Annotated in this window: 15 protein-coding genes and 1 tRNA gene; 8 read left to right on the forward strand and 8 right to left on the reverse strand. The window is 60.7% G+C overall.

What is annotated here, in order from left to right:
• Nucleotides 1–30 precede the first annotated feature (30 nt).
• Together ACQY1K_RS15325 and ACQY1K_RS15330 are read right to left on the reverse strand one after the other, a co-directional pair.
• On the reverse strand, nucleotides 31–1,200 hold the full coding sequence (locus ACQY1K_RS15325; RefSeq protein WP_430257779.1) for a CobW family GTP-binding protein: 1,170 nt from the start codon (nucleotides 1,198–1,200) through the stop codon (nucleotides 31–33).
• 30 nt (nucleotides 1,201–1,230) lie between these two features.
• On the reverse strand, nucleotides 1,231–2,316 hold the full coding sequence (locus ACQY1K_RS15330) for a D-alanyl-D-alanine carboxypeptidase family protein (RefSeq protein ID WP_244476246.1): 1,086 nt from the start codon (nucleotides 2,314–2,316) through the stop codon (nucleotides 1,231–1,233).
• Nucleotides 2,317–2,494: 178 nt separating this feature from the next.
• On the opposite strand from ACQY1K_RS15330, the gene ACQY1K_RS15335 reads away from it, so the two are divergent.
• Both ACQY1K_RS15335 and ACQY1K_RS15340 read left to right on the forward strand, forming a co-directional pair.
• Nucleotides 2,495–3,685 (forward strand): M20 aminoacylase family protein, encoded by a 1,191-nt coding sequence (locus ACQY1K_RS15335; RefSeq protein WP_430257780.1) that lies wholly within the window; start codon nucleotides 2,495–2,497, stop codon nucleotides 3,683–3,685.
• A 55-nt stretch (nucleotides 3,686–3,740) separates the two neighbouring features.
• A tRNA-Arg gene (locus ACQY1K_RS15340) sits at nucleotides 3,741–3,817 on the forward strand.
• A gap of 341 nt (nucleotides 3,818–4,158) precedes the next feature.
• Here the strand turns inward: ACQY1K_RS15340 and ACQY1K_RS15345 are convergent.
• The 3 genes from ACQY1K_RS15345 to ACQY1K_RS15355 form a co-directional block, all read right to left on the reverse strand.
• Nucleotides 4,159–4,536 (reverse strand): DUF982 domain-containing protein, encoded by a 378-nt coding sequence (locus tag ACQY1K_RS15345; RefSeq protein ID WP_062461818.1) that lies wholly within the window; start codon nucleotides 4,534–4,536, stop codon nucleotides 4,159–4,161.
• A 377-nt stretch (nucleotides 4,537–4,913) separates the two neighbouring features.
• The gene (locus ACQY1K_RS15350) at nucleotides 4,914–5,450 is read right to left on the reverse strand and encodes a DUF2937 family protein (protein ID WP_062462586.1); all 537 of its coding nucleotides are present in this window, start codon (nucleotides 5,448–5,450) and stop codon (nucleotides 4,914–4,916) included.
• Nucleotides 5,451–5,598: 148 nt separating this feature from the next.
• Complete coding sequence (locus ACQY1K_RS15355) at nucleotides 5,599–6,846, reverse strand: FAD-dependent oxidoreductase (RefSeq protein WP_430257781.1); 1,248 nt, start codon at nucleotides 6,844–6,846, stop codon at nucleotides 5,599–5,601.
• A 100-nt stretch (nucleotides 6,847–6,946) separates the two neighbouring features.
• Between ACQY1K_RS15355 and dxr the strand changes: the two genes are divergently transcribed.
• The gene (dxr, locus tag ACQY1K_RS15360; RefSeq protein ID WP_430257782.1) at nucleotides 6,947–8,131 is read left to right on the forward strand and encodes a 1-deoxy-D-xylulose-5-phosphate reductoisomerase; all 1,185 of its coding nucleotides are present in this window, start codon (nucleotides 6,947–6,949) and stop codon (nucleotides 8,129–8,131) included.
• A 129-nt stretch (nucleotides 8,132–8,260) separates the two neighbouring features.
• Here the strand turns inward: dxr and hemA are convergent, their stop codons facing one another.
• A complete protein-coding gene (gene hemA / locus ACQY1K_RS15365; protein WP_062581729.1) occupies nucleotides 8,261–9,475 on the reverse strand; it encodes a 5-aminolevulinate synthase in 1,215 nt (404 codons plus the stop codon).
• A gap of 466 nt (nucleotides 9,476–9,941) precedes the next feature.
• Here hemA and ACQY1K_RS15370 point away from each other — a divergent pair, with 466 nt between their 5' ends.
• The 5 genes from ACQY1K_RS15370 (at nucleotide 9,942) to ACQY1K_RS15390 (ending at nucleotide 19,568) form a co-directional block, all read left to right on the forward strand.
• The gene (locus tag ACQY1K_RS15370) at nucleotides 9,942–10,205 is read left to right on the forward strand and encodes a glycine zipper domain-containing protein (RefSeq protein WP_062462576.1); all 264 of its coding nucleotides are present in this window, start codon (nucleotides 9,942–9,944) and stop codon (nucleotides 10,203–10,205) included.
• A 183-nt stretch (nucleotides 10,206–10,388) separates the two neighbouring features.
• Nucleotides 10,389–12,314, forward strand: coding sequence for an autotransporter assembly complex protein TamA (locus tag ACQY1K_RS15375; RefSeq protein ID WP_092659354.1), 1,926 nt, complete (start codon nucleotides 10,389–10,391; stop codon nucleotides 12,312–12,314).
• A 17-nt stretch (nucleotides 12,315–12,331) separates the two neighbouring features.
• Entirely contained in the window at nucleotides 12,332–16,822 is a 4,491-nt protein-coding gene (locus ACQY1K_RS15380; RefSeq protein WP_192077820.1) for a translocation/assembly module TamB domain-containing protein, read from the forward strand.
• Nucleotides 16,823–17,117: 295 nt separating this feature from the next.
• Nucleotides 17,118–17,597 (forward strand): chemotaxis protein CheW, encoded by a 480-nt coding sequence (locus ACQY1K_RS15385; protein ID WP_062462566.1) that lies wholly within the window; start codon nucleotides 17,118–17,120, stop codon nucleotides 17,595–17,597.
• A gap of 213 nt (nucleotides 17,598–17,810) precedes the next feature.
• Nucleotides 17,811–19,568, forward strand: a complete 1,758-nt coding sequence (locus ACQY1K_RS15390; protein ID WP_430257783.1) for a methyl-accepting chemotaxis protein — start codon at nucleotides 17,811–17,813, stop codon at nucleotides 19,566–19,568.
• A 46-nt stretch (nucleotides 19,569–19,614) separates the two neighbouring features.
• Here ACQY1K_RS15390 and fdhD read toward each other — a convergent pair whose 3' ends face one another.
• Complete coding sequence (gene fdhD, locus ACQY1K_RS15395) at nucleotides 19,615–20,448, reverse strand: formate dehydrogenase accessory sulfurtransferase FdhD (protein WP_062581723.1); 834 nt, start codon at nucleotides 20,446–20,448, stop codon at nucleotides 19,615–19,617.
• Entirely contained in the window at nucleotides 20,448–21,332 is an 885-nt protein-coding gene (locus ACQY1K_RS15400) for a LysR family transcriptional regulator (protein ID WP_062462554.1), read from the reverse strand. The genes fdhD and ACQY1K_RS15400 overlap by 1 nt, the downstream gene beginning before the upstream one ends.
• Nucleotides 21,333–21,380: the final 48 nt, after the last annotated feature.

Genomic DNA, 21,380 nt, shown 5'->3' on the forward strand with positions numbered 1-21,380 from the left:
AAATCGAAAATTGGAACTGGCGATGCAGCCTTAGAACTGCATGCCCGGCACGGCCAGCGGATTGTCTTCGAGCGCCGCACGATCCGGACGATCGATCTGCGGCTTGCCCGTGAAGGCCGCGAAAAGATCCTGCACGAACGCCTCCGGCAGATCCTGGGTGATCAGCACCATGCGCGTCAGACGATCGGAGCCTTCAGGCCATTTCGCCAGCCGTTCCGGCGGATGGAAAATGCTCTGCACGCCGTGCAGCACCAGCGGACGCTCGAGATTATCGGACATCGCCACGATCGCCTTCATGCGCAGAAGCTTTTCGCCATGCGCCGAGCGCAGCAGATCCACGAACATGCTGAGCGCCATCGGCTCGATCGGCTTGTCGTGGATGATCGAGAAGGAGCGAATGTTGGCGCCGTGCCGGTTTACATCGTGATGATGGTGGCCGTGATCATGGGGATCGTGCTTATGGTCGTGATGGTCGTGCCCGTGCCCATCGTGCCCGTGCCCATGAGCCTCATGCGCGTGATCGTGCGCCACTTCTTCCCGCAGCCAGCGGCCGACATCGGCGATCTTTGTTTCCGGATCGTAGAGCCCGTTGACGAGGATCGCGGCGGCACCGGTGCTTTCGTCATCGCCATCGACGATGGGTGCCCGCGGGTTGAGCGCGCGCAGCCGGGCCCGCAGCGCGTCGCTCTCCTCCGGTGTGGACATGGAAAGCTTGGAGAGAACCAGCCGGTCGGCGACCGCAGCCTGCTTGACCGCTTCCGGATGACGATCGAGCGTCGAGATACCGTTGACCGCATCGACAACGGTGACGACGCCGTCGAGCTCGAAATTCTGCGCGATGACCGGGTTTCCCATGACCGACTGCATGACCGGCGCCGGATCGGCAAGGCCTGTCGTTTCGATGACCACCCGGTGGATCGGCTTCAGCCGCCCGGTCTGCACGCCGTCCATCAGCGTGGCGAGCGTATCGATCAGCTCTCCGCGCACGGTGCAGCACAGGCAGCCGTTGGAAAGTTCAAGCAGCGCATCGCCGGAGCTTTCGACCAGGAAATTGTCGATGCTCACATCGCCGAATTCGTTGATGATGACGGCCGTGTTGCTGGCGGCCGGATCCTTCAGGATCCGGTTGAGAAGCGTGGACTTGCCCGCCCCCAGAAAGCCGGTGAGGATGGAAACCGGAATGCGACCGCTAAAGGACATGTTTTAGTACCTTAAAGTTCAGCCCGCTCTTTAGAGATTGGCTGGGCGCGGCTGCGGGATCGGCACGGACTTTGTGCCCGTATTGGCATCCGGCACGTCTTCGCCGCCGAGGATGAGGCTTGTCACCGCATATTGCGGTGGCCGCGTCATCTCGTGGATAAAGGGCGAATGCAGAACGGTTCGCCCGGCATCGTCGCGATTTTCACTGCGGACTTTGGCAGCCTTCGGATTGCAGATCTCGGCGCTGACATCATTCACCTCGGCCGTGTTTCCATAGGGCGGCAGCGAGGCGAGCGGCACGCCTTCGTTTGCCTGGGAGGTGAGCCCCTGCTGCAGAAGGTTCGCAGTATCATCCGCCCGGCCGGCGAGACTGTCGGACCCGAGCACGACCGAAATCACCGTGCGGCCGTTGCGGGTGGCCGAGCCGATCTGGTTGAAGCCGGCGGCACAGATGAAGCCGGTCTTCATGCCGTCGGCCCCATCAAAGCGGCCGATCAGCGTGTTGAAGTTCGGATACTGCTTCTTGCCGGTATCGATGCCTTCCAGCGAGAAATAGCTCTGGTACTGCGGAAATTCCCGCTTCAGCGCCAGCGTCAGCACGGCGAGATCGCGCGCCGTGGTAAACTGGCCCTTGCCCGGCAAGCCATGCGGATTGATGAAATGGCTCGATGCCATGCCGAGCCCCTGCGCTTCGGAATTCATCATTTCCACGAACTGGTCGAGCGAGCCACCCACCGTTTCGGCGACGGCCACGGCGATATCGTTGGCAGACTTGACGAGAAGGATCTTCATCGCATTGTCGAGCGTCAGCCGCGTGCCCGGTTTGAAATACATCTTGCTGGCCGGCTGGTCCGTCGCCTTCTTGCTCATCACCACCTGGGTTTCGAGCGAAAGACGGCCGCTTTTGATCGCCTTGAAGGTGACATAGGCCGTCATCAGCTTGGTCAGCGAAGCCGGATACCATTTCAGGAACGCATCCTGATGGGCGATGACCCGCCCGCTCTTCACATCAACGATCAGCCGTGGATTGGCCGCAGCGCTGCCGGCGGAAACGAGGAGGCCTAGTGCCGCAATGGCGGAGACCACCCGAACGGCGGTCGCGGATTTCAGATGCAAGAATGACAAGAGCGTTCCTCGTCGCTGGAGCCGGGAATGGAGGCCCGAAACGTTTGGCGCATATGTGGCCACTGTGGCCAAGCAATGGCAAAGATGATTGATTACGTCAATCAGGCGAGGCACACTCCCTTCGGGAGGATGGGTCACAACCTTATGAGCAGCAGCACAGGAAATCCGAATGCCCATCTTGAACCGCGCCGCCGAACTTCAAGGCGAAGTCAGCGAATGGCGACGACATCTCCACGAAAACCCCGAGATTCTCTATGACGTCGTTGAGACCGCAGCTTTCGTTTCGGCCAAGCTGAAGGAATTCGGCGTCGACGAGGTCGCGACCGGCATCGGCCGCACCGGCGTCGTCGGCATCATCAGGGGCAAGGGCGGCGCAGACGCGGGTACAGGCGCAAACGCCAGCGGACGCACGATCGGTCTGCGCGCCGACATGGATGCGCTGCCGCTGACCGAGCTCACGGGCAAGCCATGGGCCTCGAAAACACCTGGGAAGATGCATGCCTGCGGCCATGACGGCCACACGTCCATGCTGCTGGGTGCCGCAAAGTACCTCGCCGAAACCCGCAATTTCGAAGGCTCCGTCGCGCTGATCTTCCAGCCCGCCGAAGAAGGTGGCGCCGGCGCGCTGGCAATGATCGAAGACGGCATGATGGAGCGCTTCGGCATCGACGAAGTCTACGGCATGCACAATATGCCGGGCATTCCGGTCGGCCAGTTCGCGATCCGCAAGGGCGGCATCATGGCAGCACCCGACCGCTTCACCATCACCATCAAGGGTCGCGGCGGCCACGCGGCCCAGCCTCACAAGACGATCGACCCGATCTTCATCGGCTCGCAGCTGGTGGGCAGCCTGCAGGCAATCGCCGCCCGCAATGCGGACCCCGTCCAGTCGGTGGTGATATCAGTGACCCGCTTCGATGCCGGAACGACACACAATATCATCCCCGACAACGCGATCATCATGGGCACCGTGCGCACGCTGAACGAGGACACCCGCGATCTCGCCGAAAACCGCATCCGCCAGATCGTCGAAGGCTTGGCAAGCGCCCACGGCGCCGGCTGGTCGATCGACTATGAGCGCAAATGCCCTGTCACCTCCAACCACGACAGCGAGACCGACCACGCAATCGGCGTCGCCTCATCGATCGTCGGCGCCGCCAATGTGGATGCCAACGTCGAACCGACCATGGCCGGCGAGGACTTCGCCTTCATGCTCAAACGCCGCCCCGGCGCCTTCATCTTCATCGGCAACGGCGATACGGCAGCGCTGCACAACCCCAACTACGACTTCGACGACGAAGCCCTCGCCTACGGCATCTCCTACTGGGTCAAGCTCACGGAGCAGCGCCTGTCACCATAACCCGCAGAAAAACACTTGGCTAAACGCATCACCTTTTGTATGGGTTTTGCCGAGTGGTCCCATAGCTCAGCAGGATAGAGCGCAAGATTCCTAATCTTGAGGCCATTGGTTCGAATCCAATTGGGATCACCATTATTTGCAGGACTTATGGGACGTCCGCGTTCCCGCGTTCCCACAACCCGATCATTCGCTGGCTGATTACGGCCGAGTTCGCTCAACCGTTACCCGCGACGTGATGCGTTGCTGCACAGTAAGAACTGCTCAGCACCACAACCATCCGCTACCGTCGAAATACGCAAACTCAGAACCGCGGCGAGAACTCGTAGTTGCAAAGGATTTGCTTCGACCCAAGCCATCGTAACTGCTTTGCTGCGGCCATGCTCAACGTCTCGATTTTGGGCAGGCTTGAATTTTCGCATGGCTCTTTCAACACACAATAGAGCGCCTGCAAAATTCATCAAACAGCGGATCAACTAAATCCCGACCTCGACGAAATTTATACTGTTTAGCTCGAATTTATTTAACGTTGCCTCGAGACAAGATTGAAGATCGGTGTCCAAGGCCATTCTGATTGCGCTGATCATCTCTGCCTCGAAAGCATCGATGCTGTCGTAAGCGATCAGGTTGGACGACGAAGCCGCCTTACACAGCACTTCGACAACGCGTCTTTCGTTCGTGAGGCCCCTCAATGCTCCGGCGCAGGCGACCACGGCATCATGGTAAGCTGCGTCCCGGGAACCCGGCCACGCTTCGATCAAATACTTCGCCGCCTCCTTCGTGCTTTTGATACGCACAAAGGTCTTGGTTTCCCCCCGCAACTCGATGGTGACGACGTTGTCCCATTCAGCCATGGCTATGTTCGCCCAATCCGCAAGTAGAGCTAATTTAGCGGGCAATACTTGAGCGGGGCTGGTGACTGTCGTGTGGAAAAGAGGACCTGGCGATGTAGTAGATCGGCGCCACCGTACGAGATAGACTTGAGGTCGATACCTATAGAAAGCGGGTAATTGGCCAACGTGTAGCGCCAACAGGTCAAACTCTTATACCAGTGTACGATGTCTACATATTGCGCCACGCCTTTCATTTCCCGAAGGCCGCTCCCGTAGCTGAGAACGCGCGCTGTCGGAAGGATGTCGCGTTTCTCCCTACGAAAATTCCGTGTTCCCGGGATTACGTTCTCGGAGATTTCGCCGTCCATTCGGAATCAGCAATTCCGCACCCTCCTCGTCTATACTTGCGGCGTGGCCTGCTTGCTGCCGCGGTTTGTGCGAAATGGGCGGGTCGCCCCCTTGAGCACAAAACCGAGAATGCCGGCGAGCAGCCAGCCGGCGAAGAAGCCGCCGCCGGCCCAGATGAGGCCTGCGGCGTCGATCGGCACCGCCGGCACGTAGTCGCGCCAGGTATTGGTGAAGGTCATTGGGTCGGCGTTGCGCATCACCACGAATGGCTTGATCGGCAGCGAGGCCTTGATCAGTTCATCCTGCTGCGTCAGCAAAGTCTCGTAACGCTGAAAGATGCCGCGCATCGTGTCGCCTTGGTCGCGCAGGAAGGTTTCCGGCGAGCTCGAATAGACGTTGAGCGCTTCTTGTCGGCCAAGACCGTGGTGGTTGGCCTGGGTGTCGAACTGGGTAATCATCACCTTCAGCTCATCGAGCGCGCCGCCGATGCGCTGGCGGTATTGCTGGGCAAACTCGGGCGCCTGAGAGAAAAAGAGGCCGCCCAGTATCGCTGCAGCCATCGTCAGCATTCGTCCGAACATCAGCATCGCATCACCCCGTTCGTGGACCCCTTTCACAACGGGAGATACCTGGAAAGGTTGCGGGCAGGAATACTGGTGGCATTTTGAGGCGCCTCAAAGTTGCGCTTTACCCGCTGCGCCGACCTCGTCGATCTGAAAACCCACGGCAAACGGTTCAGGTCTTGCGGACATGCTCCATACGGAAGCCGAGGCCCATCAGTCGTCCCGAGAGATGGGCGAGAAGCGGAAAGCGGGCGATGCCGCGGATAAAAGCTGGCGGGCCTTTGCGTTTTTGCGCATCGACCTCATCGCTGCGGCGGCTCGAGCGCATCATCAGCTGCAGTTTCTGCGTGGCGCGCGTCGGAAAGCTGCGGCGCTTTTCCACGGCCGCGAGATCCGCATCCGAGAGCCTGTTTTCGCGCAGCGGCTTTGCCAGAATGTTTGCCGTCGCCACCGCATCCTGGATGGCAAGGTTGACGCCAACGCCGCCGATCGGCGACATCGCATGCGCCGCATCGCCGATGCAGATCAGGCCGCTGCGCCACCATTGTGTCAGCCGGTCGATCCGTACGGTCAAAAGGCTGACGTCGTCGAAGGAGGAGATCTCCGCCATCCGCGCGGCCGGAAGCGGCGAAACGTCCACCACTCGCTGACGAAAAGCCTCGATGCCTTTTTCGCGGATGTCTGCATAGGTCGTGCGACGGACCACATAGCCGCATTGCCAGTAGTCACCCCGGTCGATCAGCACCAGACCCTGGCTTGGACCGGCATGCCCCATCACCTCGTTCGGGTCATCCTTCTGCTTGGAAAGCTTCATCCACAGGACTTCGCTCGGCTCTCCAAAGCTTTCGACGGTGAGGCCGGCCTTGTCCCGGATGATGGAATTGCGGCCATCGGCCCCGACGACGAGTTGCGAGTGGATGGTCAGCGGACCATCCGGCGTTTCGACGCAGAGGCCGGCAATTGCGTCCTTCTCCTCGATGAGCCCGGTTACCTTGGCATCCATGATCAGCTTGAAATTGGGATAGCTTTGCGCCTGCCTTGCCATGAAATTCAAAAAATCCCATTGCGGCATGAAGGCGATGAAACGGTTCTTGACCGGCAGGCGGGAGAAATCCGCCATGGTGATCGTCTCGCCCCCCATCTGCGCGGAAAGCTTTGGCGCCCTTGTGTGCGGCAGTGCCAGAAAGTCGTCGATCAGGCCGAGCTCCGTGATCACTTCCAGCGTCGAGGGATGGATGGTATCGCCACGGAAATCGCGCAGGAAATCCGCGTGCTTTTCGAGCACGACCACATCGACGCCGGCCCGCGCCAGAAGAAAACCCAGCATCAGGCCCGCCGGCCCTGCCCCGGCGATGACACACTGGGTTTCGATCGTCTGGGTTTCGATCGTCTGGGTCTCGATCGTCTGCATATCCGTCATGACCTATCGGGCTCTTCGAAAGTTCGGAGTTGAGCGCTTACACTTGTGAGCCGCTGCTTTCTCTTTTAGACCAGCGGTCACCGTAAAGACAGGACATACCATGGCCGAAACCGGCAAGCGTCGCATCAGCATTCTTGGTTCCACCGGCTCGATCGGCGTCAACACGCTCGATGTCGTGAGCCAGCTTGGCGGGCGCGACGCATTCGATGTCGTGGCAATTACCGGCAACGCCAATGTCACATTGCTGGCCGAGCAGGCGATAGCCTGCGGTGCAGCGCTGGCCGTAACCGCCGATGATGCCCATTACGACGCGCTGAAATCGGCACTGTCAGGCACCGGGATCGAGGTCGCGGCAGGACGCGCGGCGCTGATCGAAGCGGGTGCACGACCATCCGACCTGGTGATGGCGGCAATCGTCGGGACTGCCGGCCTTGCGCCGACGCTTGCTGCTGCGGAGCGCGGAGCAGACATCGCCCTTGCCAACAAGGAGTGCCTGGTTTCCGCCGGCGAACTCTTCGTTCGGGCGGTGGCCGAGGGCGGCGGTCGGCTGATCCCGGTCGACAGTGAGCACAGCGCGATCTTCCAGTCGCTGGAAGACGACCAGCACCATGCAGTCGAACGCATTGTTCTGACCGCGTCCGGCGGACCGTTCCGGACATGGAGCCGCGAGGAGATGGCCGGCGTCACGGCAGAGGTTGCCCGCGCCCATCCCAATTGGTCCATGGGACTAAAGATCTCGATCGGCAGCGCCTCGATGTTCAACAAGGCGCTTGAAATCATCGAGGCGAAGCACCTGTTTGATATCAGGCCCGACCAGATCGAGGTGATCGTGCATCCGCAATCCATCATTCATTCCATGGTGGGTTACCAGGATGGATCCGTCATTGCACAGCTCGGCAGTCCGGATATGCGCACCGCGATCGGCTATGCGCTGACCTATCCCGAACGGCCGAAGCTGAATGTAGAGAGGCTCGATTTCGCCAAGCTCGCACGGCTGGATTTCGAGGCGCCGGACGAGGTTCGGTTTCCGGCACTCAGGCTCGCCCGCACTGCGCTGGAGCGCGGCGGCGCGCAGGGCGCGATCATGAATGCCGCGGAAGAGATGGCATTTCATGCCTTCTGCGCCGGCAGGATCGGCTTCCTCACCATGGCGGATGTGGTCGAAGACGTGATGGACGCGATGATGGGTCACGCTGCCACAACGATGGATGCCGTGTTTGCAGCAGATGCTGAAGCACGCCGCCGTGCCGACGAAATCATCGACAAACGGGAACTGGCCGCCTAAGCGCCGAAAGCCATCGGCTACGGCGGGACGGCCGCGTGATAAGACAAGTTCATTGGGTGATGGGAAGACGGGGCGACTTGGAGCGCCCGGCATCCCCGTGACACGCACGGGGATGAGGCAGACGTCGTGTCAGGCGACCTGGCGTGCCAATGCGCAGCGCGACCACAGCTGATGCAGCGAGCTGACCAGATGTTCCAGATCCGCATCCGTATGCAGCGGCGTCGGTGTGATGCGCAGGCGCTCGGTCTTTTTCGCAACCGTCGGATAGTTGATCGGCTGGACATAGACGTCGCAGGTGTCGAGCAGGATGTCGGAGATCCACTTGCACTTGGCCGCATCGCCGACCATGACAGGCACGATATGGCTTGGGTTGTGCATATGGGGGATGCCCTGCTGATCAAGCATCATCCGCAGCTTCTTGACGCGGTCCTGGTGACGCACGCGCTCGAACGGACTTGCCTTGAGGTGGCGGATCGAAGCGATCGCGCCGGCCGCAAGTGTCGGTGGCAAAGCCGTGGTGAAGATGAAACCGGATGCGAACGAACGAATGAAGTCGCACAGCGCCGTTGATGCCGCGATATAGCCGCCCATGACGCCGAAAGCCTTGCCAAGCGTACCTTCGATGATCGTCAGACGGTCCATGAGGCCTTCGCGTTCGGCAATGCCGCCGCCGCGCGGGCCGTACATCCCGACCGCATGAACTTCGTCGAGATAGGTCATCGCACCGTATTTGTCGGCAAGATCGCAGATCTCCTTGATCGGCGAGATATCGCCGTCCATCGAGTAGACGCTCTCGAACGCGATCATCTTGGGCGCCTTCGGATCGGCTGCCGCAAGCTTTGCTTCCAGATCGTTCAGATCGTTATGCTTCCAGATCACCCGGTCGCATTTGGCATAGCGGATGCCCTCGATCATCGAGGCATGGTTCAACGCGTCGGAAAAAATGATCAGACCGGGGATCTTCTGGCCAAGCGTACCCAGCGTCGCCCAGTTGGAGATATATCCGGACGTGAACACGAGCGAGGATTCCTTGCCGTGAAGGTCAGCGAGCTCCTGCTCCAGAAGAACATGGTAGTGGGTGGTGCCAGAAATATTCCGGGTGCCTCCCGCACCCGCGCCACAGTGATCAATGGCCTCGTGCATGGCCTCGATCACGGCCGGGTTCTGGCCCATGCCGAGATAATCGTTGGAACACCAGACGGTAACCTCTCTCGGTCCCTCGGGCGTATGACGCGTCGCGCGCGGAAAGCTTCCGCGATGCCGCTCGAGATCAGCGAACACACGATAGCGGCCTTCAGAATGAAGTCCGTCCAGTTCGCTTTTGAAAAATGCCTCGAAATCCATGTCACACTCCAGAACCTACCCCGGTTTTGGGTCCGGTTTCGCCATGCGTCAAGCCCGTATAGGCCAAATTGCATCGACCTGCGGCGAAAAGCCCGATTTTTTGGAATGATTCCAATGAAGCGAAACTACCATTGAAATCTGCCAAAATCGTTACGAGTCAGGCGACCCCGAAAAGACGAAAGACTTTCCGAACAATCGGCTCGATCTGGCGTGATGCGACTTCCCCCACCTTCTCATCATTCCCCAAGTCGGCCAGCCGATCAATCCCCATTTCATACCGGCGAAACCTGACTGAAAGCGGATTTTTGCCACAGCCATCGAAGAATGAGATCAGAATGTGTCTTGCTTATATGGACTATTTGAAGAGCCGGCCTATTGTTCATCGGATGCACAAAAGCCCGGCGTGCGCACCTGCAAGGGTTTCGCCGGACACAATCAACCGGCAGGAACTACTCAGGAGGAATTCATGAAAAAGGCTTTGATGCTTCTCGTGCTCGGCGCATCTCTCGCGAGCTGCACCGCGACTGAAAAGGGTGCCGGTATCGGCGCTGCATCCGGCGCCATCATTGGCGGCGCAGTCACCGGTAACGTCCGCGGCGCAGCCGTTGGCGCAGCCATCGGCGGCGTTTCCGGTGCGGTCATCGGCAACGTGTCGGAACAGCCGGGCCAGTGCTATTATCGCGATCGCTACGGCCGTCGCTACATCGACGATTGCCCGCGCCGTTACTAATCGGAGCGGCGCTCGACGAGCTCCGCAAGACTGTGGCCCTGGAGCATGCTCCAGGGCTTTTTCATTTATGAAGACATACTTATCGACGAGACGGGGGTACCCCGTTAAACAATTTGCGGCTACACAAGACCAGGAGCTGGTCATGATGGCCGGGGCGGTGATAAGTCGGCAATAAGTTAGCGTATGCAGAACGTAAGCAGCGGGCGGAAGAAGATGAATTACCGGAGGACCGGTTCCGTCGCAGCGATTGCGGCCGCCCTTCTTTGTTCGCCTGCGCTCATCGAGAGCGCCTACGCTTTCAAGCTTTTCGGCATTACACTGTTTGGCGACGACGAGGACAAGGTCGAGGTGATCGACCCGGTCCGCTACGACGCGACTCTGGAAGCCGGTGATGCGGACAAGAAACTCAAGGATCGCCTGGAAACCGCGGCATCGCTGATCGCCGACAAGGACGAGCCTGTATCCGGTGATCTTGGCATCGTCATCAAGGCCCGCGAAGACCGGGACCGCCTGGTTGCTGTTCTCTACGAAGAAGCCCGGTATGGTGGGGTCGTCCGTATCTCTGTTGCCGGAACGGATATCGACGCGCTGCCACCCAACCCCACCTTCGACCACTCATCACCCGTTCCCGTGACGGTTCAGATCGAACCCGGACCGGTTTTCAAACTTGGCTCGGTGCGGTTCGACAAGGATGCGGCCGGTCGTAACCCCGCGGACTACGATCTGGAGCCTGGCGGCGAAGCCGGCTCGCGCGTGATTCTGAAAGCCGGCGAAAAGCTGCTGGTCGACGTCAAGGCGGAAGGTCGACCGCTTGCCAAGCTGACCGAACGGCAGGTGACCGCCGACCATCGCACCAACACGGTCGATGTCGTGCTCGGCGCCATCTCGGGCCCGATCGCACCGTTTGGCATGGTCACGGTCAAAGGCTCGCGCACAGTCGACCCAGCCTTCATCAAACGCTATTCCCGCCTCGACAAGGGTGGCCGCTATTCACCGGTGCAGCTGAAAAAGGCCAATGACCGGCTGCGCGAGCTCGGTGTGTTTTCGAGCGTCACGATTCAGGAATCCGATGCACTTGCGCCGGATGGATCGCTGCCGCTGATGATCGAGGTTTCGGACGGCAAGCAGCGGTATTTCGGCTTTGGTGCCGAATACTCTTCGCTCGATGGAGCGGGTCTCTCGGGTTACTGGGGGCATCGCAATCTGTTTGGCCAGGCCGAATCGCTGCGCGTGGAAGGCAAGGTCTCCGGCATCGGCGCAACGACCGACGTCACCACATTCGACTATTCCGCCGGTATCGTCTTTACCAAGCCGGGCTTTCCCGTGCCTGAGGCAACGTTCGAATCGCGCCTGGAAGCCAAGAGCGAAAATCCAGACGATATCTACGACGCGCAGTCGATCGCCTATTCGGCCGGCTTTTCCTACGAACTCAACGACACCGACAAGCTCACCGCCGGCGGCGAAGTCGCGTATATTCTCGCCGACGATGCCTTCGGAAAGAATGAGTACCTGACGTTCAGCGTGCCTGTCGGCTTCGAACGCGACGCGCGTGACAACAAACTGGACCCAACCGAAGGTTACCGCGCAACGCTTTCCGCCAAGCCTAGTTATGAGTTCTTCAATCAAAGCATTTTCTCGTCTTTCGAGGGCTCGATTTCCGGGTATCTCGGATTGGGTGCAGAGGATCGGGTGGTGTTTGCAGGCAAGCTGAGTGCGGGGACGCTGGTCGGCGCCGACGAGCTGCAGGACATCCCAGCCACCAGGCGCTTTTATGCCGGCGGCGGCGGATCGGTGCGCGGCTATTCCTATCGCGAAATTTCGCCTTATAACGGCGATGACGAAGCGCTGGGCGGACGATCCTACACTGTGGCCTCTTTTGAAATGCGCGTAAAAGTGTCAGATAGCATCGGCATCGTACCGTTTCTCGACGTCGGTACGGTTTCGACCGAAATCGTGCCTGATTTTTCTGATATAAGAGCTGGAGCGGGGATCGGGTTGCGTTACGCCACTCCTTTCGGGCCGATCAGGCTGGACGTCGCGCTTCCGTTGCGACGCTATGACGACGGTAGCCAGTATGGAATTTATGCCGGCATTGGCCAGGCATTCTGAAAGGTAAAGTTGCCAGCATGACGCTTTTCGTTCGCCTGCTGAGATGGGTCTTCAAGGCCGCGATTGCCGCGGTCGGGGTCCTTTTCGTCATGGCGCTCGGCGTCGTCCTGTTCGTTGCATTGACGCCGTTCGGCGGAAACATTGCGGCAGAGCGGATCTCGGCGCTGGTGTCCACCCCGGACCGCAAGGTCAGTTTCTCTCGACCGGAAGGTCTGCTGTCGGGTGATCTGCGCATCGACAGCCTGACGCTGTCGGACAAGGACGGTGCCTATGCCGAAATCGGCGGCATCGAGGTCGACTGGTCGCCATCGGCGCTGGTCTCGGGCGTCTTCCGCGCAGACCGGGTTTCCGCAACGACCGTGAACTTCATTCGTCCGCCGCAGCCCGATGCGACCATAACGACGCAGAGCACGACAAAGTCGTCCGGCTCGCCGCTGCCGGTCGGCATTCGGGTCGCGCAGATAGATCTGCCGGATATCAACCTGTCGCAGGCTCTCTCCGGACGCGATTTTGCGCTGTCGGTGAAGGGCTCGATCGATGCGACCGGGCCCAACATCTCGCTCAAGCTGGAAGCAACCCGCAAGGACGAGATGGATGCGAAGGCATCCGCAGATATCGTCTACGCACCGTCGGAAAACCGCCTGCAGCTGAAGGCCTCGGTCTCCGAACCGCAGGGCGGACTGCTCGCCCGCCTGTTGCGCCTTCCCGGCGCTCCTGCCGTCGCATTGGGGCTGGATGGCGAAGGACCTCTCTCGAACTGGGCCGGCCGTCTCGTCGGCAATGTCGATGGCGCACCTGTCATCTCCGTGGACGGCAAACATGTCCTGGTCGACAACGGCGCCCACCGCGTGGAAATCATCGGTGGTGGCCAGCTTGCAACGCTGATGCCGCCAGCCTTCCGGTCGCTGGTCGAAGGTACAACGGACATCAATGTCGCCGCCATCTACGCGCCTTCGGGTCGCGTCGACATCCAGCGCGGCGACCTAACCTCCGGCGCCGTTAAGATTACCGCCAAGGGCGCATGGGACCCGAACGGCGACAACAGCCTGACGGCCGGCGTTTCCGGCACCAAGGGCCCGGTCTCGATCGCGTGGCCGATCAACGGCCAGGAGAGCCGCTTCTCCATTGATACGATCAATTTCACCCTAACCGGCGCCGCAGCCTCTGCTCGTTTCAATGCGACGGCAGCGCTGAATTCCGCAGAGCTTCCGCAAGGCCGGTTCGGCCAGGTGCGGCTACAGGCTGAAAGCGAGGATCTCGACCTCATCCAACGGGCCGGCAGCATCCGCAGCCGCCTCACGATTGGTCAGATGAGCTTCGTCAATCCCGACCTCAACCGTGTGATCCGCGGGCCGCTGACGCTCGACGCACCACTTCGGCTGGCACCACCGGCCATCGGCCTGGATGCAGCGACGCTCGAAAGCGCCGGCATCAGCGGTACGGTCAGCGGCGCATTCGATACGTCGAAGCAGACAGTCACCGGCAATTTCCGCATTTCGACCAATGCCTCGGTCCTGCCGCCGTCGCTGGCACCGAAGTTTGAGGGCGCAATTGCCGCCGAAGGCTATGTCGACGCCTCCTCGGCAAACCGCATCAGCCTGGAAAACGTCACGCTGAAATCGAACGCACTCGAAGCCCGCGGCAACGTGCTCTATGAGAACGGCACGCTGGTCAGCCACCTTGCCGGACGCCTTCCGGACATCAAGCGCTGGCTGCCGGACGCCGAAGGCGCCGCAGGCTTTGACATCACCACCAGCGGCCCCACCACGGCACTGGCCGTCAAGGCCGTCGTCAACTCCGCCGAGGCAAGGCTCGTAGGCCGCAAGCTCGAAGATCTGAGCTTCACGATCAATGGCACCGCCAATCCACAGGCGCCGCAGGGCACGATCGTCGCCAAGGGCACTCTGGACAGCCAGCCGATCCGCATCAATGCCGATGTGCAGTCGGCGAACGGCCAGACGTCTGCCCCCAATATCGTCGCCGAAATCGGCCCGAACCGCCTGAACGGCGCACTGACCTTCTCGCCGGAATTCCTTCCCACCGGCGAAGTCACCTTCAACTTCCCCGATGTGGCACTTCTTGCCGCACTCGCAGCCCAGCAGGCGCAAGGCGACCTGCGCGGTTCGGCGACCTTTGCCAATGTCGACGGCAAGGCGAGCGCTGTCGTGAAGGCCGAAGGTTCCTTGCTGAAGCGAGGTGCTATCGAGATCGCCCAACCCAAGGTCGACCTGACGATCCCGGACCTGAAGGCGATTGCGGCTGCCGGTTCGATCAGTGCGGCGCGCATCGGCAGCGGCACCAACGTCATCGATAACATGCAGTTGGGTATCACCCACGGTGGTACGACGACGGACTTCAAGCTGTCCGCGACCTACGACAATGCGCCACTCGAGGGTGCCGGCGCGATCCAGACCGCGGACGGGCTTGCTGTCGAGATCAACAGCTTCAATGCGACGCCACGCAAGATCCCCGTGCGCCTCGCTGCCCCAACCCGGATCGTCGTCGAGAACGGCAACGCGCGGTTTACCGACTTTACCATTGCCACCGGCAACGGCCGTCTGTCTCTGAACGGGACCGCCGGCACGGCGCTTGATCTTTCCGCCAAGATCACGTCCCTGCCGGCCAGCCTGATCAACACGTTCGTACCTTCGATCAATGCAGCCGGCGTCATTTCCGGCACGATCAATGCAACGGGCACGACCTCTGCCCCGGCGATCAAATATGATTTGGAATGGAGTGATGCACAGCTTCGCCAGATGCGCGACGCTGGCATCGCACCCTTTCGACTCCAGGCTGCCGGAAGCTTCGCCGACCGTACAGTCACACTAGACCGCACCCGTCTCACGGGATCCGATGGTCTGGAACTGACCGCCGACGGACGCGTGATCCTCAACGCCGACGGCGCGCCGGCGCTCGACATCAATGCCAGGGCCAGATCTGTCCCGGCCAGTCTCGCAAATGCCTTCGTACCGGGCCTCGGCGCAAAAGGCGCGATCTCCGGGACCGTGGTGGCAACCGGAAGTCCCCAGGCGCCGGCCGTTCGTTACGATCTGCGTTGGGCGAACGCCTCCGTCAGCCAGTCGACATCCGCAGGCGTTGCTTCGGTGGATGTGACTGCCAAGGGTACCTATGAGGGTACGCGCGTAACCGTCGACCTCGGTCTCACCGGCGGCGGCGGTATTTCGCTCACCGGTGGCGGCGCTGTCTCGCTCGAAGGCGACAAGGCGCTGAACCTTAAATTCGATGGGCGCTTTCCGTTTTCCATACTCGCGGGCCAACTTGCCGCCCAGGGCTTCGTGCTGACAGGCACCGGCAATGTCGATCTCGGCATTCGCGGAACGGCCAAGGCACCGCTTCTCTCGGGCAGCGTCACCTCCTCAGGGGCGAAGTTCGTCGATGCCAGGCGCAATCTCGCCATCAACAATCTCGCTCTCAACGTTCGGCTCGACGGCACCCGCGCCACGATCGAGCGGCTGGGCGGAACGCTTGCAAGCGGCGGCACCGTCGCCGTGACAGGCTCTGTAGAGACGACCGAGGGCTTTCCGGCCGATCTGCGCATCGTCCTCAACAAGGCGAGCTATGCGGACGGAAACCTGTTTGCGGTCACCGCTGACGGAGATCTCACGATCAACGGCCCGCTGCTGTCGGGCCCGGCGCTGAAGGGCAAGGTGTCGCTGACCAAGGCTGCAATCACCGTGCCGGCCCGGCTTCCGTCATCACTGTCATCGATCGATATCCGCCACCGCAACGCCCCACGCGACGTTGTGCGCCAGATGGAGGAAATCCGGCCGAAAAGCGCAAAGGGTGCCAGCGAGCCGATCGCACTCGACCTGCAGATCCTGGCACCAAACGGTATCTTCGTGCGAGGCCGCGGTATCGACGCCGAGCTCGGCGGCGACCTGACGATCAGGGGCGACGCAGTCACCCCTGTCATTTCCGGTGGCTTCGACATGCGTAGAGGCCGCATTGTCATCCTCTCAAAGCGGCTGGACTTTACCGAAGGCAAGATCACCTTCGGCGGCGGTCTGGTACCGATCCTCGACATGGAAGCCAACACGAGCTCCGGCCAGACGACGATCACGGTGAACATTACCGGCGTTGCCAACGATCCGACGATTTCCTTCTCCTCCGCCCCTGCCCTGCCGCAGGACGAGGTTCTGGCACGACTGATCTTCAACCAATCGATGTCGCGTCTGTCGCCGCTGCAGATTGCACAGCTGGCCGATGCCGTGACCCAGCTTGCCGGCGGGGGCTCGACGTCGCTGCTCGAAAAGCTGCGCAGCAACCTCGGCGTCGATGACCTCGACATCAGCACAGACGATACGGGCCAGACGACGGTATCGGTGGGGCGCTACATCAACAAGCGCACCTACTTCCAGGTCGAGCAGGGCGGCCAGAACGGCGCTCAGGCCACCATCAATCTGGATGTCGGGCGTGGCGTCAAGCTGAAGGCCGGCGCCGGCAGCGAAGGCGGCACCGCAGGCGTATTCTACGAAAAAGAATACTGACCAGGTGACGTAGAGCCACCCACAGCCCACCAGACGGGAAACATCCGACTGCCCTGAACGTGGCCGGCAACCGGGCGCAGCAAGAGCTGCCCTGCCTGCGGAGACATGCCAGAACATTAGCGAACTGGTGAGCAAGTTTAGAATTGCGAAATACTCTTCGCATACAGTTAGCGAATTGAAACTTGCCATACGGTTTGCAGCACCGTTGCGGAAAGGTCAGCAGCGCCAGCTGAAAGCCTTGAACCGGACCTGCCGCTGTCGCCGTAAAGGCCTGCACGAACCGGGAAGAACTTTGATGTCCGCGACGATCAACTCGAAGACTTACAGTGGCGATACGCTTGAGATCATCGCCTTCCGCCTTCACGATCAGGAGTTCTGCGTGAAGACCACCACCATCCGCGAAATCCGCGGTTGGGCCCCGTCGACACCGCTCCCGCATGCACCGGCCGACGTCATCGGCGTCATGAACCTGCGCGGATCCGTCATCCCGATCATCGATCTGGCCTTCAAGCTGGGCATGAAGAGCACTGTCGCAAACGAGCGGAGCGCGATTGTGGTCGCCGAGGTGCATAACATGGTCATCGGCATGCTGGTCGATCGCGTGTCCGACATCCTGACCATTCCCGCAAACACGGTTCAGCCGGTTCCGGAAGTCTCCGCTTCGTTCGACAAGTCGTTCTCGGAAGGCATCATCGCCAACGAAAACGGCATGATCTGCTTCCTCAACCTGTCAAAGATGTTCAAGGGCACCGAAGTAGAAGAACTCGCTGCCTAAACCATCTCCGCGATTTGAACAAAGGCCGCATGACTAAGTCATGCGGCCTTTGTCGTTTGCTTCGTAATACTTGCTCACAATCCGTTTTCATCCATCACTTTTTAATATTTATGCTTTCTAATATTATCCCGGGGCGACGACCATCCCGCTGTTGGGAAAAGGCGTCAAAAGTACGCAGCCAAGTGTCCGACGCGGCGCGGCAAGGGGATCATCATGCTGGGATTGGGTAAAGCCGGGGATGTGGCGCGGATCTTCGACGCCATATCGCGTTCGCAGGCCGTTATTGAATTTGATCTGACCGGCACCATCCTGGATGCCAACGAGAATTTCTGCCAGGCGCTGGGGTACACGCTCGCAGAAATAAAAGGCAAGCATCACCGCATGTTCTGCGAGCCCGCTTTCGTTGCGTCCGACGAATACCGCTCTTTCTGGAAAGACCTCGCTGCCGGCAAGTTCGAGGCGCGGGAGTACAAGCGTATCACCAAATCAGGCGGGGAAATCTGGATCCAGGCCTCCTACAACCCGGTCATGCGCAACGGCAAACCATACAAGGTCATCAAGTTCGCGACCGACATCACGGCCACGAAGCTGAAGGCAGCCGACGACGCGAGCAAGCTTTCGGCAATCAGCCGGTCGCAGGCAGTCATCGAATTCACACCACAGGGCGAAATCCTCGACGCCAACGAAAACCTCTGCAACGCTGTCGGCTACGATCTGGCCGAGATCAAGGGACGCCACCACCGGATGTTCTGCGAGCCCGGCTATGCGGCGTCACCTGCCTATGCGGAATTCTGGAAGAAGCTGTCGGAAGGCGAGTTCGTCGCCGACGAGTTTGTCCGCTACGGAAGGGGTGGCCGCGAGATCTGGATCCAGGCCGCCTATAACCCGATCCGCGATCTCAACGGTAAGGTCACGAAGGTCGTCAAGTTTGCAACCGACGTGACGCCGCGCATGAACGCAATCGGCATGCTGAGCAAAGGCCTGCGCAATCTCGCGGACGGCAAGCTTGACCAGGCACTCGATACGCCCTTCGTGCCGAGCATGGAAACCACCCGAAGCGACTTCAACGAGGTCGCCGCCAAGCTGACCGATGCCATGCGCACCGTGGCGCAGAATGCAGCCGGTATTGCCGCGGCTTCAACCGAAGTCCGTGACGCATCTGGAGAGCTCGCAAAGCGCACCGAGCAGGCGGCAGCCGCACTTGAGCAGGCCGCAGCAGCCCTTGAGGAAGTGACGCGCACCGTCACCGATTCCAGCAGCCGCGCCGACGAGGCCGGCAAGCAGGTCAGGGCCACCAAGGAAAATGCCGAGCAATCCGGCCTTGTCGTGCGCAGTGCCATTTCGGCGATGGACGAGATCGCCGCATCGTCGAACGAGATCAACAACATTATCGGTGTAATCGACGACATCGCCTTCCAGACCAACCTCCTAGCCCTGAACGCCGGTGTCGAGGCGGCGCGCGCGGGTGAAGCGGGCAAGGGATTTGCCGTGGTTGCTCAGGAAGTGCGCGAACTCGCTCAGCGTTCGGCCAAGGCCGCCAAGGAAATCAAGACTCTGATCAACACCTCGGCACATCAGGTCTCCAGCGGTGTCGAACTGGTCGGGCGTACCGGCCGATCACTGCAGGAAATCCTCGTGCAGGTGGCAAGCATCCATGAAAATGTCGGCGCGATCGTCGAGGCATCCCGCGAACAGGCAACCAGCCTGCGAGAGATCAGCAGCGCGGTCAATCACATGGACCAGGCGACCCAGAAGAACGCCGCGATGGTGGAGGAAACCACCGCTGCCAGCTATTCACTGGCCAACGAGGCCGATAGCCTGAAGGCTCTGCTCAGCCAATTCGATATCGGCTCCGTCACCTCACAGGTCCGCAGGCCGGAGTCGAACTATACGCCGGCAGCAGCCAACGTGGCGCCGCTGCGCATGGTTCAAGGCAATCTGAAAACCGCCGGTGGCTGGGAAGATTTCTGAGACACACCCTCAAGAGCAGCCGGGGCGGCGTTCAGGCAACCTCGGCTTACTCGAAACGGATCCGGTGCGGATGCGTGAAGATCTCAAAATCCTCGCCGCGTGAGAGTGCGACAAGGGTCATGCCTGCGGCGTCCGCCGTGCGGATGGCCAGTGCCGTCGGCGCCGATATGGCGATCAAGACTGGGGCACCGAGAATGGCGGCCTTCTGCACCATTTCTACCGAGATGCGGCTGGTAACGACGACGACGCCTTCGGCGCCCGTGCGGCCTGCGCGCATCACGGCGCCCGCAAGCTTGTCGAGCGCATTGTGCCGACCGACATCCTCGCGCACCGCAACCAGTCCCTCGCCGAGGACGTAGAAACCGGCTCCGTGAACCGCGCGAGTCTGGGCATGCAACGGCTGGGCGGAATTGAGCGCGTTGCTGGCACGCGCAATGTCAGCGGCTGACAGAAGCATGTCGACACCGGAGACATCAGGCACCGGACGCATCGCCTGCTCGATCGATTCGATGCCGCAAAGGCCGCAGCCGACGGGTCCTGCCATATGGCGTCGTCTGGCGCGCAGAGCATCTTCCTTGTCTTCGGCAAGCGTGACCTGAACATCGAGACCGTCGCCCTCCTGGAGCACCTCGATCCCTTCAATCTCGGCGATGGAAGCAATGATGCCTTCCGTCAGCGTGAAACCGGCCGCGAAGTCCTCGAGATCGGCAGGCGTGCCCATCATCACCGCCTGGGTTGAGCCACCGTAGGAAAAGGCGATCGGCACCTCTTCGGGTACGAACCGGCTCGTTTCCTTGACGAGCCCATCGCGATAGGACGTTTCAGCCAGCGAAACGGTCGGCGCGATGCCGCCCTTGTGTTCATCATTCAACGTGGACATCAGGACTTTCCGAGCAGGCGCGCCTCGTGGAGCAGCGCTGAAACCAGTGGCGTATTGGGTTCGCGATGCGGAGCGACAAGACCAACCGTATGGCTGACATGCGGCTCCACGATCGGAATGGTGCGGATATTCTGCGAGAAACCGAAGGACTCGGCCACGTTCTGCGGCATGATGCTGGCCCAGCGACCGGTACCGACATGCGCCAGCAGCGTGACCATCGAATTGGATTCAAGCATCGGCCTCGCCGTCACGCCGGCTTCCGCGAGGTGCTGGCTTATAATCCGGCGGTTCTGCATATCCGGCGTCAAAAGGCAGAGCTGCAACCCGGCCATTTCGGTCCAGGTCACCTGTTTACGGTCGGAAAGAGGCGTGCCGTCGGCCGTGACGAGATTGTAGCTTTCTGAATAGAGCGGAATGCTGACGACACGACCGAGCGGCTCGTTGTCGAGATAGGTAATGCCCGCATCGATCTCGAAATTGTCGAGCTGCGTCAGGATCTGCAGCGATGTGCGAGACACGACCGAGAACGTCACATCCGGATACCGGGTCTGGAAAGGCCCCGTCAGGCTGGGCACCATGGCAAGCGCCGTCGGGATGACGGCAAGACGGATGTGGCCCGCAAGCCCCTTGCGCGCGGCGCGCATTTCCTCGCGCATCGTGCGGGCGTCGCCTACAATGCGTTTTGCCCATTCCAGCACGCGCTGTCCCTCGGGCGTCAGGCCCTGATAGCGCGACCCGCGCACCACGAGCTGGACGCCGAGACTGTCTTCGAGGTGCCGGATCGCCGCCGACAGGGAAGGCTGGGCAATGCCGCATTCCTCGGCCGCGCGACCGAAATGGCCTTCCCGTGCCAGCGCAATGAAGAATTCCAGCTTGTCGATCAAAGCCCGCTCCCACACGATATGGCTCTGAATTGCCGGAACTTCCGGCGC

Origin of the sequence: Neorhizobium sp. IRS_2294, from assembly GCF_050500145.1 — a bacterium.
Taxonomy (GTDB): Bacteria; Pseudomonadota; Alphaproteobacteria; order Rhizobiales; family Rhizobiaceae; genus Neorhizobium; species Neorhizobium soli.